Annotated in this window: 10 protein-coding genes; 4 read left to right on the forward strand and 6 right to left on the reverse strand. The window is 72.1% G+C overall.

Features of this window, described 5'->3' with window-relative positions:
- Nucleotides 1-1,527: a MocR-like pyridoxine biosynthesis transcription factor PdxR gene (pdxR, locus tag MICAU_RS25390; RefSeq protein ID WP_013288211.1), complete on the reverse strand. Its 1,527-nt coding sequence runs from the start codon at nucleotides 1,525-1,527 to the stop codon at nucleotides 1-3.
- Between the two features lie 185 nt (nucleotides 1,528-1,712).
- On the opposite strand from pdxR, the gene MICAU_RS25395 reads away from it, so the two are divergent.
- The 3 genes from MICAU_RS25395 (at nucleotide 1,713) to MICAU_RS25405 (ending at nucleotide 5,413) form a co-directional block, all read left to right on the forward strand.
- Nucleotides 1,713-2,801 (forward strand): 3-isopropylmalate dehydrogenase, encoded by a 1,089-nt coding sequence (locus tag MICAU_RS25395; RefSeq protein ID WP_013288212.1) that lies wholly within the window; start codon nucleotides 1,713-1,715, stop codon nucleotides 2,799-2,801.
- A 7-nt stretch (nucleotides 2,802-2,808) separates the two neighbouring features.
- Nucleotides 2,809-3,771: a formylglycine-generating enzyme family protein gene (locus MICAU_RS25400; RefSeq protein ID WP_013288213.1), complete on the forward strand. Its 963-nt coding sequence runs from the start codon at nucleotides 2,809-2,811 to the stop codon at nucleotides 3,769-3,771.
- A gap of 124 nt (nucleotides 3,772-3,895) precedes the next feature.
- A complete protein-coding gene (locus tag MICAU_RS25405; RefSeq protein ID WP_013288214.1) occupies nucleotides 3,896-5,413 on the forward strand; it encodes an ABC transporter substrate-binding protein in 1,518 nt (505 codons plus the stop codon).
- Between the two features lie 686 nt (nucleotides 5,414-6,099).
- Here the strand turns inward: MICAU_RS25405 and MICAU_RS25410 are convergent.
- The 4 genes from MICAU_RS25410 to MICAU_RS25425 all read right to left on the reverse strand — a co-directional run bounded on the left by MICAU_RS25410 (nucleotide 6,100) and on the right by MICAU_RS25425 (nucleotide 11,232).
- Entirely contained in the window at nucleotides 6,100-7,572 is a 1,473-nt protein-coding gene (locus tag MICAU_RS25410) for a P1 family peptidase (RefSeq protein ID WP_013288215.1), read from the reverse strand.
- Between the two features lie 191 nt (nucleotides 7,573-7,763).
- On the reverse strand, nucleotides 7,764-8,480 hold the full coding sequence (locus MICAU_RS25415) for a FadR/GntR family transcriptional regulator (protein ID WP_225319458.1): 717 nt from the start codon (nucleotides 8,478-8,480) through the stop codon (nucleotides 7,764-7,766).
- Between the two features lie 114 nt (nucleotides 8,481-8,594).
- Nucleotides 8,595-9,005, reverse strand: coding sequence for an Asp23/Gls24 family envelope stress response protein (locus MICAU_RS25420; RefSeq protein ID WP_013288217.1), 411 nt, complete (start codon nucleotides 9,003-9,005; stop codon nucleotides 8,595-8,597).
- A gap of 91 nt (nucleotides 9,006-9,096) precedes the next feature.
- Entirely contained in the window at nucleotides 9,097-11,232 is a 2,136-nt protein-coding gene (locus tag MICAU_RS25425; RefSeq protein ID WP_013288218.1) for an ABC transporter permease, read from the reverse strand.
- Nucleotides 11,233-11,383: 151 nt separating this feature from the next.
- Here MICAU_RS25425 and MICAU_RS25430 point away from each other — a divergent pair, with 151 nt between their 5' ends.
- Nucleotides 11,384-12,031, forward strand: coding sequence for a TetR/AcrR family transcriptional regulator (locus tag MICAU_RS25430; RefSeq protein WP_013288219.1), 648 nt, complete (start codon nucleotides 11,384-11,386; stop codon nucleotides 12,029-12,031).
- Nucleotides 12,032-12,064: 33 nt separating this feature from the next.
- On the opposite strand, the gene meaB is transcribed toward MICAU_RS25430, so the two are convergent.
- Nucleotides 12,065-13,066 (reverse strand): methylmalonyl Co-A mutase-associated GTPase MeaB, encoded by a 1,002-nt coding sequence (gene meaB, locus MICAU_RS25435; protein WP_013288220.1) that lies wholly within the window; start codon nucleotides 13,064-13,066, stop codon nucleotides 12,065-12,067.
- Between the last annotated feature and the right edge of the window lie 4 nt (nucleotides 13,067-13,070).

Consider the following 13,070-nt stretch of genomic DNA (forward strand, 5'->3'; position numbering starts at 1 on the left):
TTACGAACTCCGCCCTCGGAGGGGAACGTCCAGTTTCCGGGTCGGTGGGGGTACCAGCCGTGGCCGGACCTGGTCTTCTACGGCCGCGGCGACCCGCCGTACCCCCTCCTCGATGCGGTCCAGCGGCATCACCTGGTACCCCAGGCGCAGGTGGTGACGCGGCGCCGGCCGGGTGGCCCAGTACGGCGCGCCCGGGTCCAGCAGGACGCCCTGGCGGCGCAGCTCGCGGGCCAGTTCTCCGGCGTCCAGCCCCGGCGGGCCGGTGATCCAGCGGGCCAGCCCGCCGCGCGGCACCGGCTGCGGTCCCCAGCGCACGTGCCGCTCGACCGCCCGCACCATCTCCTCGTACAGCCCCTGGTAGTGGGCGCGGACGCGGCGCACGTGGCGGGCCAGGTCCCGGCTGGCGATCATCTGCGCGAGGGCGCGCTGCATCGGGCCGGGCGGGTGACGCAGCACGTAGCGGGAGCGGGCCCGCATGGCGTCCACGAGCGCCGGGGACGCCACCACGTAGCCGAGCCGCAGCCCGGGTGCCAGCAGCTTGCTGAAGCTGCCGAGGTAGACCACGCGGTCCTCGTCGTCGAGCGCCCGCACCGCCACCGCGGGCATCCCCCGGAACGTCATCTCCGGGTCGTAGTCGTCCTCGATCACCACCGCGTCCGCCGCGCCGGCCCGGCGCAGCAGCTCCTCACGCCGGGACGCCGACATGGTCGCGCCGGTGGGGTACTGGTGGCTCGGCGTGACGTACACGAGCTGGGCGCCGTGCAGGTCCGCCGGCAGGTCCTCGACGACCAGGCCGTCCTCGTCGACCCGGCCGGGCACCACGTCGGCGCCGGCCATCTGCATGATCGTCCGGGCGTCGGGGTAGCCGGGGTCCTCGACGAGCACCACGCTGCCCGGCCGGACGAGGACGCTCGCCAGCAGGTGCAGCGCGTGCGTCGAACCCAGCGTGATCATCACCTGGTCCGGGTGGGCGGAGATGCCGCGCGCGGGCAGCACGTGCTCGCAGAGCTGACGCACCAGCTCCGGGTCGTCGGCCTGGCCGGCGTCCCCGATGACCCGGGACAGCCCGTCCTGCCGCAGCGCCTCACGCTGCGCCCGCTCCCACGCGCCGATCGGGAACATGGACGGGTCGGGCTGGCCGACCACGAACGGGAACGGCGCCCGCGCCCAGGCCGGATCCCGGTGCACCGGAGTGGGCGGCGGTTCCGGCAGCCGCGCCTCCCAGTCGATCGGCTGCATCGGCGAGCGGGCGGTCCGCCGCGCGGCCCGCATCCGCACCACCGCGTCGGAGGAGACGTAGAGACCGCGCCGCGGGACGGTCACGATCAGACCCTGCTCCATGAGCCGGTCGTACGCGGTCAGCACGGTGTTCCGGGAGACGCCGAGCGCCTCGGCCAGGCGGCGCGTGCTGGGCAGCGGGCCGTCGTCGTACTGCCCCGCGAGGATGGCGTCCTCGAGCCCGGTGATGATCTGCTCGTAGAGCGGAACCGTGCTCTGCGGGTTGACCGGCAGCAGGAAATCCGCCACCTCGACCTCCCACTCCCGCGGGGGTCTCGCCTCGTCCCGTCGTCGTACGCCCTGCACACGCCCTGTGCGTCCCGCTGGTACTAGCCTAGCCGGAGACCTGGACCTGTTGCGGAGGGCCCGTTCCCGCCACGCTTGGCCGGGCGATGGCAGGTGACGGTCTCCTGCACGCGGACAGGGGTGGACTCATGAGCGCCCAGCGAATCGCGCTGGTGCCCGGCGACGGCATCGGACCGGAGGTCACCGCGCAGGCGGTCAAGGCGTGCGACGCCGCCGCCCGACGGTTCGGGATCGACCTGGTCTGGGAGGACTACGAACTCGGCGCGGACTACTGGCGGATAACCGGCCAGGTCGTACCGCCGGACGTGGAACAGGAACTGGCCAAGGCGGACGCCATTCTCTTCGGGGCCGTCGGTGACCCGTCGGTGCCGCCCGGCGTGCTGGAACGCGGCCTGGTCATCCACCTGCGGACCGCGTTCGACCAGTACGTGAACCTGCGGCCGGTCAAGCTGCTGCCAGGCGTGCCCACGCCCATCGGCGGGCTCCGCCCGGAGCAGTGCGACCTGGTGATCCTGCGGGAGAACACCGAGGGCGCCTACGTCGGCGCCGGCGGCTTCATCCACCGGGGCGGGCCGGACGAGATCGCCACCCAGGAGTCGGTGAACACCCGCAAGGGCGTCGAACGCCTCATCCGGCACGGCTTCCGGCTGGCCCTGAGCCGCCGCAAGCACGTCACCCTGGTGCACAAGGCGAACATCCTCACGTACGCCGGCGACCTGTGGCAGCGGACCTTCGCGGAGGTCGCCGCGGAGTATCCGGACATCGAGGTGGACTACGTGCACGTCGACGCGATGTGCCTCTACCTGGTGACGCAGCCGGAGCGGTTCGACGTCGTGGTCACCGACAACCTGTTCGGCGACATCATCACCGACCTGGGCGCGGCCGTGCAGGGCGGTCTCGGCCTGGCCGCGAGCGGCAACCTCAACCCGACCGGGTCAGCGCCGAGCATGTTCGAGCCGGTGCACGGTTCCGCGCCGGACATCGCCGGCCGCGGCTGGGCCAACCCCGCCGGGTCGATCCTCAGCGCCGCGCTGATGCTGGAGCACCTGGGTCACCCCGAGGCGGCCCGCTGCCTGGAGGACGGGGTGAAGGCGGTGCTGCCGCGCCTGGGCGCCATGCGCGGGCCGGAGATGGGCATGTCGACCGAGGACTTCGGCGACGCGGTCGCCGCCGTCATCGGCGAGGGCGCGTACCAGGCGGACGCCCTGCCGGCGTGACACGGATGTGAGCACCGAACCGGTCGATCCGGGCGACGGCGGGGGCACTCCCCCGCCGTCGCCGTGTTGCGCGCCGCGACGCCCGCCCGCCGCCGCCGACACCGGCGCCGCGGCGGGCGCGAGCGCCGTCCGCTCACCATTCCGGGGTACGGACGACCTGATCGCGCTGCCCGGCGGCACCTTCCTCATGGGCACCGACGACCCGGAGGGCTTCCCGGAGGACCTGGAGGGACCGGTCCGGCCGGTGGCTGTGGCCCCGTTCGCGATCGCCGCGACACCGGTGACGAACCGGCAGTTCGCCCGCTTCGTCGACGCCACCGGCTACCGCACGGACGCGGAACGGTACGGCTGGTCGTTCGTCTTCCACCTGTTGCTGGCGCCGTCCGCGCACCGGTACGTGCTGGACGCGTCGGTGCCGCAGGCGCCGTGGTGGCTGGCGGTCGAGGGAGCGCACTGGGCCGCCCCGGACGGGCCCGGTTCGGACGTACGCGGGCGCGAGCGGCACCCCGTCGTGCACGTCTCCCACCGGGACGCCGAGGCGTACTGCCTGTGGTCCGGCACCCGGTTGGCCACCGAGGCCGAGTGGGAGTACGCGGCGCGCGGCGGCCTGTCCCAGGCGCGCTACGCCTGGGGCGACGAGCTGACCCCGGACGGGCGGCACCTGTGCAACATCTGGCAGGGTGCCTTCCCTGCTGTCAACACCGCTGAAGACGGGTTCGCAGGCACCTCTCCGGTGACCGCGTTTCCGCCGAACGGCTACGGCCTGTACGACGTCGCGGGCAACGTTTGGGAACTCACGGCCGAACCCTGGCGCGACCGCCGCGGCCGTATCTCACCAGGTGAGAGCGTCATCAGGGGTGGTTCGTACCTGTGCCACGACTCTTATTGCAACCGTTACCGCGTGGCAGCACGGAGTCGGACCACCGTTGACTCCTCAAGTGGCAACACCGGGTTCCGCGTGGCGCGGTAGTCCGGCGCTGATTGGTACCTGCCGACCCCGCTGAACTGGCCCTTTTGCATCGGGTAGCACGCTCATAGTGTCCCGCCTCACAGGCTACGAGCGCCCTTGGCGTTCTTCGCGATGGGACACACGAATGAATCGGCTGAAGATAACGCTGCCCGCCGTGCTGCTCGCCACGGCGCTGGCTCTGACCGCGTGCAGTAGCGATGGTGACTCGGAGACCACCACCGGCGGTGGTTCCGGCAACGGTACGGTCACCCTCGGCGCCTACCTGGAGCCGGTGAGCCTCGACCTGACCGCCGAGGCCGGCGCCGCGATCCCGCAGGTCCTGCTCTACAACGTGTACGAGGGCCTGGTGCGCCAGAACGCCGGCACCGGCGAGGTGGAGCCGCTGCTGGCCAGCGAGTGGAAGGTGTCCGACGACGGCACCAAGTACTCGTTCAAGCTGCGCGACGGCGTGACCTTCCACGACGGCCAGAAGCTCACCGCGCAGGACGTGGTGTGGAGCTTCAAGCGGGTCACCGCCGAGGGCTCGACGAACCCGTTCAAGTCGCAGATGACAGTCGTGAAGACCGTCGAGGCGCCTGATGCCTCCACCGTGGACGTGACGCTGTCCCGGCCCAGCCAGAGCTGGCTGTTCGACGTCGCCGGCCGCGTCGGCGTGGTGCTCAAGGAGAACGCCACCGACCTGGGGACGAAGCCGAACGGCACCGGTCCGTTCAAGTTCGACAAGTGGAACCGCGGCGACAGCATCACGCTGGTGCGCAACGACGGCTACTGGGGTGAGAAGGCCAAGGTCGGCACCGCCGTCTTCCGGTACATCACCGACGCCAACGCGCTGAACAACGCGATGCTCTCCGGTCAGCTCGACATCGTGGCCAACATCCAGGCGCCGCAGCTGCTCGAGGTGTTCAAGGGCAACAAGCAGTTCGAGGTGGTCGAGGGCAAGACGACCGGTGAGGTCGTCCTGGCGATGAACAACGCCAAGGGCCCGCTGGCCGACGCCCGGGTGCGCCAGGCCATCCGCCACGCGATCGACCACGACGCGCTCATCAAGACCGTCTGGTCCGGGTACGGCACGAAGATCGGCAGCATGGTGCCGCCGAGCGACCCGTGGTACGAGGACCGCACCGGAGACTTCCCGCACGACCCCGCCAAGGCCAAGCAGCTGCTCGCCGAGGCCGGCCACGCCAACGGGCTCACCCTGACCATGGACGTCCCGCCGCCCGGCTACGCCCGCGCCTCCGCGCAGTTCGTCGCCTCGCAGCTCGCCGAGGTCGGCATCAAGGTGACCCAGAACAACGTCGAGATGCCGCAGTGGCTCGACAAGGTGCTCGGCAAGGCCAACTACGACCTGTCCATCATCGCCCACGTCGAGCCGCGTGACCTGGTCCGCTACAGCCAGCCGGAGTACTACTACCGCTACAAGAACCCGGCCGTCACGCAGCTCATGAACGAGGCCGACACGGCTCTGGACGCGGCGACCCGGGACAAGAAGTTCGCCGAGGCCGCGAAGGTCATCTCGCAGGAGGCCGCCAGCGACTGGCTGTTCCTGCTGCCGAACCTCGCGGTGATCCGCGACGGCGTCGAGGGTTACCCGAAGGACGCGGTGACCCAGTCCTTCGACGTCACCAAGGTGTCCAAGAAGTAGCCCAGCACCACGCACAGAAGGACCTGGTGGGCTCCCGCCCACCAGGTCCTTCCGTCATTCCCCCGCTCCCCCTCCCCGCTCCCCCTCCCCGCGATCTTGCACTTGCTGCCCCTGGTGCGGGGGATTTGACCCCGTTCGTCGGGACACCAAGTGCAAGATCGACGGTCCAGGAGGGCCGGGGTTGTCCGGGAGCCGTGGTCGGTGCGCAGTGGACTGTCGCAGTCGAGGTGTGTCGCCTCCGTGAAACCCTGCGCGCCCGGGGGCTCGGGGCGTCGACACAACGCACGGCCGAGTGAGGGCTGAACCGCGGGCGAACGCGTTCCACCCGCCCGACGACCACGCCCAGCCCTACGGTGTGGCCTCTGTGCTCTGCGCCAGCGCGACGCAACGAGCTGCCGAGGGCAGCTCGTTCCCGCTCCCTCGGCACACCGAAGGGCTGACGTGCTGCCAAGTGGCTCGGCTTTGAACGCCCTCCTCCGTCGATCTTGGAGTTGTGGCGCCTGGGATGCGCTGTATGCGAGCTGTGCGAGGTGCCACAACTCCAAGATAGACGGTCATACCGGGCGCGGACGATCCACCGGCCGGCGACCTGGGAACGACGCGAGGCGGGCCCCGTCCGGGTGGACGGAACCCGCCTCGATCGTCACGCGCCTACTGTGCCGGCGCGAGGTGAGACAGCGTGTGTGTCAGCTGAGCCGGGCGGACGGCGCCCGGCGGCGTCCCCGCAGGTGCATGCCCAGCAGGCCGACACCGAGGACGGCGGCGGCCAGCAGGCCCGTGGTCACGCCCGTCGAGAGCGTGGGGCCACCGGTGTTGCCGGAGGCGAGAACCATGCCGTTCTGCGACTCCTGACCGGCGTCGTTCGTGGTGTTGCCCGCCGGAGCGGCGTTCGGCTTGCCCTTGCCCTTGTCCTTGCCCTTGTCGGCACCGGCCGGCGCGGGGACCGGCGTCTGCTGCAGCGCCTGGGTCGCCTGGGCGAAGGTCTCCGGCGTCACGTCCGGGGCGTTGCCCTGCGTACGCCACTGCTTGAGCTGCTTCATGCCCTTGCAGGCCGAGGGGTAGCGGTCGCAGTAGCTGGTGGTGTTGCCGATGCTCTCGGACGAGAGGACCGCCTTCGCGATGGCACGGGCGAGCGTGCTGGCGCCGGCGTTGAAGATGGCGTTGAGCTGGCGGCTGTCGGCCGGGTCGTTGATCTGGAGCGCCTCGCCCTTGCCGGTGGACACCGCGAACACGGTGTCGCCGTCGCCGAGCGTGTGGATCGGGCTGATCGCGCGGGCCATGCCGTCGTGCGCGTTGCCGGACATGCGCTGCGCGGCGGCCTTCTCCAGCGGGGCGTTGGTGGCCACCACGGCGATCGTGGTGTTGGCCGGCTGCTCGGCGGCGGCGGCCGGCGGGGTCGGCGGGTTGCACTCCTTCTTCTTGGGAGCCTTGTACCCGGCGAACTCGTTGCCGATGCCGTACTTGACGCCGTACAGGGTGCAGTCGGCCGGGTCGACCGGGGAGCCGGCCGGGTTCACGATCACCATCGCGCCGACGTAGATACCGTCGCCGAGGTGGACGCTCGCGGTGCCGACGCCGCCGCGCATGCCGCCGCCACGGGCGCCGGTGCCGCCGCCGACGCCGCCCTGGCGAACGGGACCGTCCGAGGTGGCCTGTGCCGCGAGGTAACCCCACTCGGCGGAGGTGCGGGCCTTCGGGTCGCCGCCGCGGCCGAGGTCGAAGATGTCCGCGGCCGGCACGATCGGGGCCACGCCGCCGGCGCCGACGCGTACGCCCTCGCCCCGGTCCTCCAGCCAGCGGATGATGCCGTTGGTGGCCGACAGCCCGTACATGCTGCTGCCGCCGAGCTGGATCGCGTTGACGCCCGGGTTGGAGTTGAGCGGGCTGAGCAGGTCGGTCTCCTTGGTGGCGGGGGCGCCACCACGCTGGTCCACACTCGCCACGGACATCTGCGGCATGTAGACGACCGAGGTGCCGGTCAGGTACGGAGCGGTGTCGGACTGGACCTGGCCGACCTGGATGCCGGGAACGTCGGTGATGGCGTTGTGGGCACCCGGTGCGCCGGCGGCGGGGTTGGCCGACGCGGGCGACGCGACGAGCACGAGTCCCGGACAGACCAGGGCTGCCGCGGCGAGCGCGGCGAATCTGGACGACTTCATGCAGCTTCTCCCATGCGAAGCGGTGCGACCTCCGCCCCGATCCGGGGCGGTCGATGCATTGGGCAACTGGTGGTCCCCCGTGGTACACGACGAGATGTGGGGGAGGCTACTGGTCAGACCAGTTGAAGGGAAGAGCCTGCTCAGCTGATGGCCGCCTCGGATAATCCGAGGTCAGGCCACATCAGGCGGATTCAGAGCAATACGTCCACCATCGAGCGCCGCGCCTCCGGCACGTACTCGGCGTAGTAGTGGTGCAGTTCCTGGCGGGTCAGCCGGGCCACCTCGTCGGCCTCGCCCGCGCGCATCGCGTCGATGACCCGGCGGTGGTGCGCGAGCGTGCGCTCCATCAGCGCCTCACGATCCGGGGCCTCCGCGAGCTTCGTGGAGATCAGATCGAGCACCATGCTGCGGACCGCGTCGAGGCAGAGCACCAGAAGTTCGTTCCCGGACAGGCGGGCGACGTGCTCGTGGAAGCGGACGTCCGCCGCGCTGAACGCCTCGTAGCCGTCGGCCACCGCGTCCCGCATGCCCGCCAGCGCCTGCTCCAGTTCGTCCAACTCGGACGGTGACGCCTGCCGGGCCGCGACCGATCCCGCCGCCGATTCGATGATCATGCGGAACTGGAGCAGCTCCGCCACGCCGAGCCGCCGGCTGTCCACGACCCGGGCGAACAGCTTGCGCATCGCCGAGGCGGTCGAGGCGATCACCTGGGGCCCGAGCGGGTCACCGGGGCGCGAGCGGACCAGGCCGCTGCTCTCCAGCACGCGCAGCGCCTCACGCACGGTCGACCGGCTGACGTCGAACTGGGTCGTCAGCTCGCGCTCGCTGGGCAGCCGGTCCCCCGGCCGCAGATCGCCGGCGGCGATCCGCTCCTCGACCTGCCGGACGATCCCCTCGTACGCCCTCACGGTTCGCACTGGAGCGAACGAGACAGCCTTCGGCATGGCGAACCTCCCGACGCACGGCGGCCTCGCGCCGCTGGGAACAACGGTACGGGTCGTCTGCCCGCCGGAGGGGCAGGGTCAGGCGGCAGGAGGCGGCGAGCCCATCGCCACGTCGTCGACCTTGATGTTGATCTCGTCGACCCGCAGCCCGTACGCCTCGACGGCGGACGCGACAGCGGCCCGCACCTCGTCGGTGACCTGCGGAACCGGGTGACCGGCCGCGATCACGAGGACCAGGTTGATCACCGCCGCGCCGTTCGTGACGTGGGCCGAGCAGCCCCGGCGGGCGTCGCCGACCTGATCGAGCCCGACCCGGTCGAGCACCGCGTTGAAGAACCGGGCCACGTCACCGCCCAGCTCGGCCACCCCGGGCACCCCGCGGGTGGCGGCCACCGCGATCTTCTCCACCACCTCGTCGGAGACGTGCGTGGTCCCGCCCGCCACCGCGTCCGGCGTGATCGACAGTTCCTGGGTCGCCTCGTCAGCCATGCTCTCCCACCCGTCGCACCGCCCCGCGCCGACGGCGTGGGGCGGTGCGAGCGTACTAGGCGCGGGCGCTCCGCAGTGGACGGAGCCCGGTTCAGCGCGCCCCGGCCGGCGCCGGCTCGCCGACGATCCCGTCCAGCCCGCCGGAGGTGTCCGGCGCCGGGTGCGGCCCGGTTCCGCCGGCCGTCCGCTCCCGGCGCCGGAGCCACCAGTCGACGCCGAGGTTGAGCAGCAGGCCGACCGCTGCCCAGATCGCCACGACGGCGAGGTTCCGCCCGACGCCGACGCCGTCGAAGTAGGTGAGCGACCGGGCCGTGTCCACGGCGGCGGGCAGCGGCAGGACGCCCTGGAGCGTCCGGAAGAACTCCGGCACCATGTAGATCGACAGGCCGCCGCCGGAGGCCGGTACGCCGGCCATCATCAGCACCACCATCATCGGGACGATCGCGGCGAGGCCGAAGGTGCGGGTGAAGACCCCGGTCACCGACGACACGGCGAAGATGGTGAGGGCCCCGAAACCGATCATCTCCAGGGCGCTCCCGTCGACCGCGCCGATGATCACGTCGAACAGCAGCCACAGCCAGGTGGCCATGCCGATCGCCCAGCCGCCGAGGATCGGCAGGAACTGGCGCAGCCGCCGCAGGTGCGGTGCCCCGCCCCGGAGCACGGCGAGCATCAGGAACCCGGACATGATCCAGGACATGCCGACGTACAGGCTGTTGCTGCCCATCGTGTCGGTCCTGCTGAGCGGCGCCACGTCGGTGACCGCCAGCGGCGTCTGCTGCCCGGCGGCGACCTGGCGGAACATGGTCTGCACCATCATGTGCTGGCTGGAACCGGCGGCCGACGACGAGTACAGGGTCGCCTCGCCGCCCGGTGTCGCGGGCAGCACGTACGCGGCGACCAGGTCCTGGGCGAGGATGCGCTCCCTCGCCTCGTCCACCGACGCGGCCACGGAGATGTCGGCGACCCCGCCGAGACCGGCCCGCAGGCCGGCGGCGACCTGCTCCGCCTGCTCGGGGACGGCGGCGACCACGGCTACCGGGATGTCGTGCGGCTCGGGCTTGTGCATGGAGAAGCTCATCAGGCCCACCACGGCGACCAGGATGCTCAGCGGGAACGCCGCCACCGTCACGTACCGGAACCGCTTGGACCGCGGCGGGCCGCCGGCGAGCGCGGGCAGCGGCGTGTCCGGGCCGTCGACCTGCGGCGCCTGCGGGATCGGCGCCCCGCCGCGCTCCTTGAGCAGGCAGAGCAGCACGGCGGCGACGATCCAGGCGGCGAGCGTCAGCAGGTGGACGCCGATGCCCCGGCCGTCGAAGTAGAGCGCCGACCGCAGCGCCTCACCGGCCGCCGGCAGGGGCAGCACCCCGTGCAGGAACTGAAAGAAGCCGGGCATCGTGTCGACCGGCAGCGCCAGGTTCGACGCGGGCATGCCGAGCACGACGAAGAACAGCATCCCGAGCAGGACCGCCAGCGGCCCCATCACCTTGGTGAAGAGCAGCTGGGCGAGACCGACGGCACCGGTCGTGAGCATGCCGACGCCGAGGAACGTGAGGTAGTGGCCGTCGACCGCGCCCACACCGGGTCCGAGGATCAGCCAGATGATCGTGCTGGTCAGCGCCGACCAGCCGGCCGCCAGCGGAACGAACCGCCGCAGGCGCAGCAGGTGCGGGGTGGCCATCAGGAGCATGCTCAGCGGTACGTAGCCGGCGAGCATCATGCCCATCGCGGCGAACAGCACCGAGATGCCGGCCCGGTCGTCGTCGGGCAGCGGCGCGACGTCCTCGGTGGTGGACGCCCACTGCTGCTGCACGGCGACCGGGGCGAGGAGCTGTTGCGCGGTGCCGGCGCGGGAGGCGCCGGCCGCCGACGCGGTGATGATCGTCGCCTGGTCCGAACCCGCCGCCGGGAGCTGCAACGCGCCGCTGATCTCCCGGTCCCGCAGGAGTTCCACGGCGGCGTCCCGGGACGCGACCAGCCGGGCCTCGACCGGCTCGCCGGCTGTGGCGTTCAACGCGTCGACGACGCCCTGGGCCTCGGCGCCGCTGCCGATCACCGCCACCGGCATCTGGCGGGGGTGCGGCGAGTGCATCGTTCCCACGTAGGTCGCGAACATCATCGTGACCATGAGGAACGGCATGACGAAGAGGGCGACCGAGCGGATGATCCGCTCCTTGCGGTCGGCGGCGGTCGGCTCGGCGGGCGCCGGGTCGTTGGAGGGCGGCACAGGCAGGCTCCGGAGGGGTTCACGGCTGCGTCGGCAGCCAAACGTAAGTCAAGTGACTTACGAAGTGTAGGTGACGCGGTCGCCGGAGGACGAAACGACTAGGTTTGGCCTGCGCCACAGCTGGGCGCCGGTCCAGGGGAAGAGAGGGTTCATGGCACGGTCGGAGGCGGCCCGTACCGCGCTGCTCGACGCCGCCGAACGCCTGTTCGCCGAGACGGGGATCGCGCAGGTCTCCGACCGCAGGATCGCCGAGGTCGCGGGCAACACGAACCACTCCGCGGTGCGGTACTACTTCGGCGGCCGGGAGGGCCTGCTCCGGGCACTGGTCGCCCGGCACATGGACGCCCTGGCCGAACCCCGCCGGGCGATGCCCGCGCAACCCGACTCGGTGCTCGGCGACGTCCGCAGCCTCGTACAGCCGTCCATGGCGGTGCTCGCCGGCCTGCCCCGGCCGAGCTGGCGGGCACGTTTCCTCGCCCAGGCCCTGCACGACCCGACGCTGCGGGTGCTGATGCGCGAGGCGTTCGAGTCGGCCTTCGTCGACCTGCCGGTCCGCGCCTCACTGGCGTCCCGCCTGGCGCACCTCGATCCGGGGGTGGTGGCCGGCCGGGCAGCCCTGATCGCCCGCATCGTCATGACCGCCACCGCCGAGGTCGAGGCCCGCGCCGAACAGGACGGGCAGGACCCGCGCTGGCTGGACGTCGGGGACTTCCTCGCCGACGCCATCGCCGGCATGCTGGCGGCCCCGGTCAGCCGGGCCGCCGGAACCGCCAACCCGCTCACCGAAGCGGAACTCTGAGAGGCCGGCCGGGGCGACCCGGCCGGCCGCGCCTCAGGAGCCGAGCTGGGAGAGCAGTTCCTCCGCCGCGGCGTACGGATCGATGGCGCCCTCGGCCACCTTGGCCGCGAGCGTCGGGAGCTGCGTACCGTCGCGCAGTGAGCCGATCCGGGCGCGCAGCACGCCCAGCGCGATGGCCTCGATCTCGGCGGCGGCCCGCGCCTCCCGGCGGCGGCGCAGCTCGCCGTGGCGCTCCAGCCAGTCGCGGTGCTTGTCGATCGCGGCGGCGATGTCGTCGATGCCCTCGGCGCGGGCGGCGATCGAGCGCACCACCTGCGGCCGCCACTCCCCCGGCCCGCGCTCGCCGAGCGCGATCATGCCCTGGATGTCGCGGACGGTGGCGTCCGCGCCGTCCCGGTCGGCCTTGTTCACCACGAAGACGTCGGCGATCTCCAGGATGCCGGCCTTGACCGCCTGGATCGCGTCGCCCATGCCCGGCGCGAGCAGCACGAGCGTGGTGTCGGCCAGCGAGGCCACCTCCACCTCGGCCTGCCCGACGCCGACGGTCTCGACGAGCACCACGTCGCAGCCGGCGCCCTCCAGCACCCGCACCGCCTGCGGCGTCGCCGCAGAGAGACCGCCCAGGTGGCCCCGGCTGGACATCGAGCGGATGTAGACGCCCGGGTCGGTCGCGTGGTCCTGCATCCGGACCCGGTCACCGAGGATCGCGCCGCCGGTGAACGGGCTGGACGGGTCGATGGCCAGCACGCCGACCCGGTGACCGCGCGCCCGCAGCGCCCGGACCAGCTCGTTCGTGGTCGTCGACTTGCCCACGCCGGGCGAGCCGGTCAGGCCGACCACCTGGGCGTGCCCGGCGTACGGCGCGAGCGCCGCCGCCACCTGCGGCAACACCTCGTCGCCGGACTCGACCAGGGTGATCAGCCGGGCCACCGCGCGGGGGTCACCCGCGCGGGCCCGTTCCACCAGCATGGGTACGTCCCGGCTGCGGCGCACCGGGCCGGTGGCCGCCGCCGGGGCGTTACTCGCGTCGTTCAAGACA

The sequence above is a fragment of the Micromonospora aurantiaca ATCC 27029 genome (genome assembly GCF_000145235.1).
Taxonomy (GTDB): Bacteria; Actinomycetota; Actinomycetes; order Mycobacteriales; family Micromonosporaceae; genus Micromonospora; species Micromonospora aurantiaca.

Coding starts and splice junctions, on each gene's coding strand:
- MICAU_RS25405 (WP_013288214.1), top strand. CDS start 3,896: ATGAATCGGCTGAAGATAACGCTGCCCGCCGTGCTGCTCGCCACGGCG.
- MICAU_RS25395 (WP_013288212.1), top strand. CDS start 1,713: ATGAGCGCCCAGCGAATCGCGCTGGTGCCCGGCGACGGCATCGGACCG.
- MICAU_RS25430 (WP_013288219.1), top strand. CDS start 11,384: ATGGCACGGTCGGAGGCGGCCCGTACCGCGCTGCTCGACGCCGCCGAA.
- MICAU_RS25420 (WP_013288217.1), bottom strand. CDS start 9,005: ATGGCTGACGAGGCGACCCAGGAACTGTCGATCACGCCGGACGCGGTG.
- MICAU_RS25410 (WP_013288215.1), bottom strand. CDS start 7,572: ATGAAGTCGTCCAGATTCGCCGCGCTCGCCGCGGCAGCCCTGGTCTGT.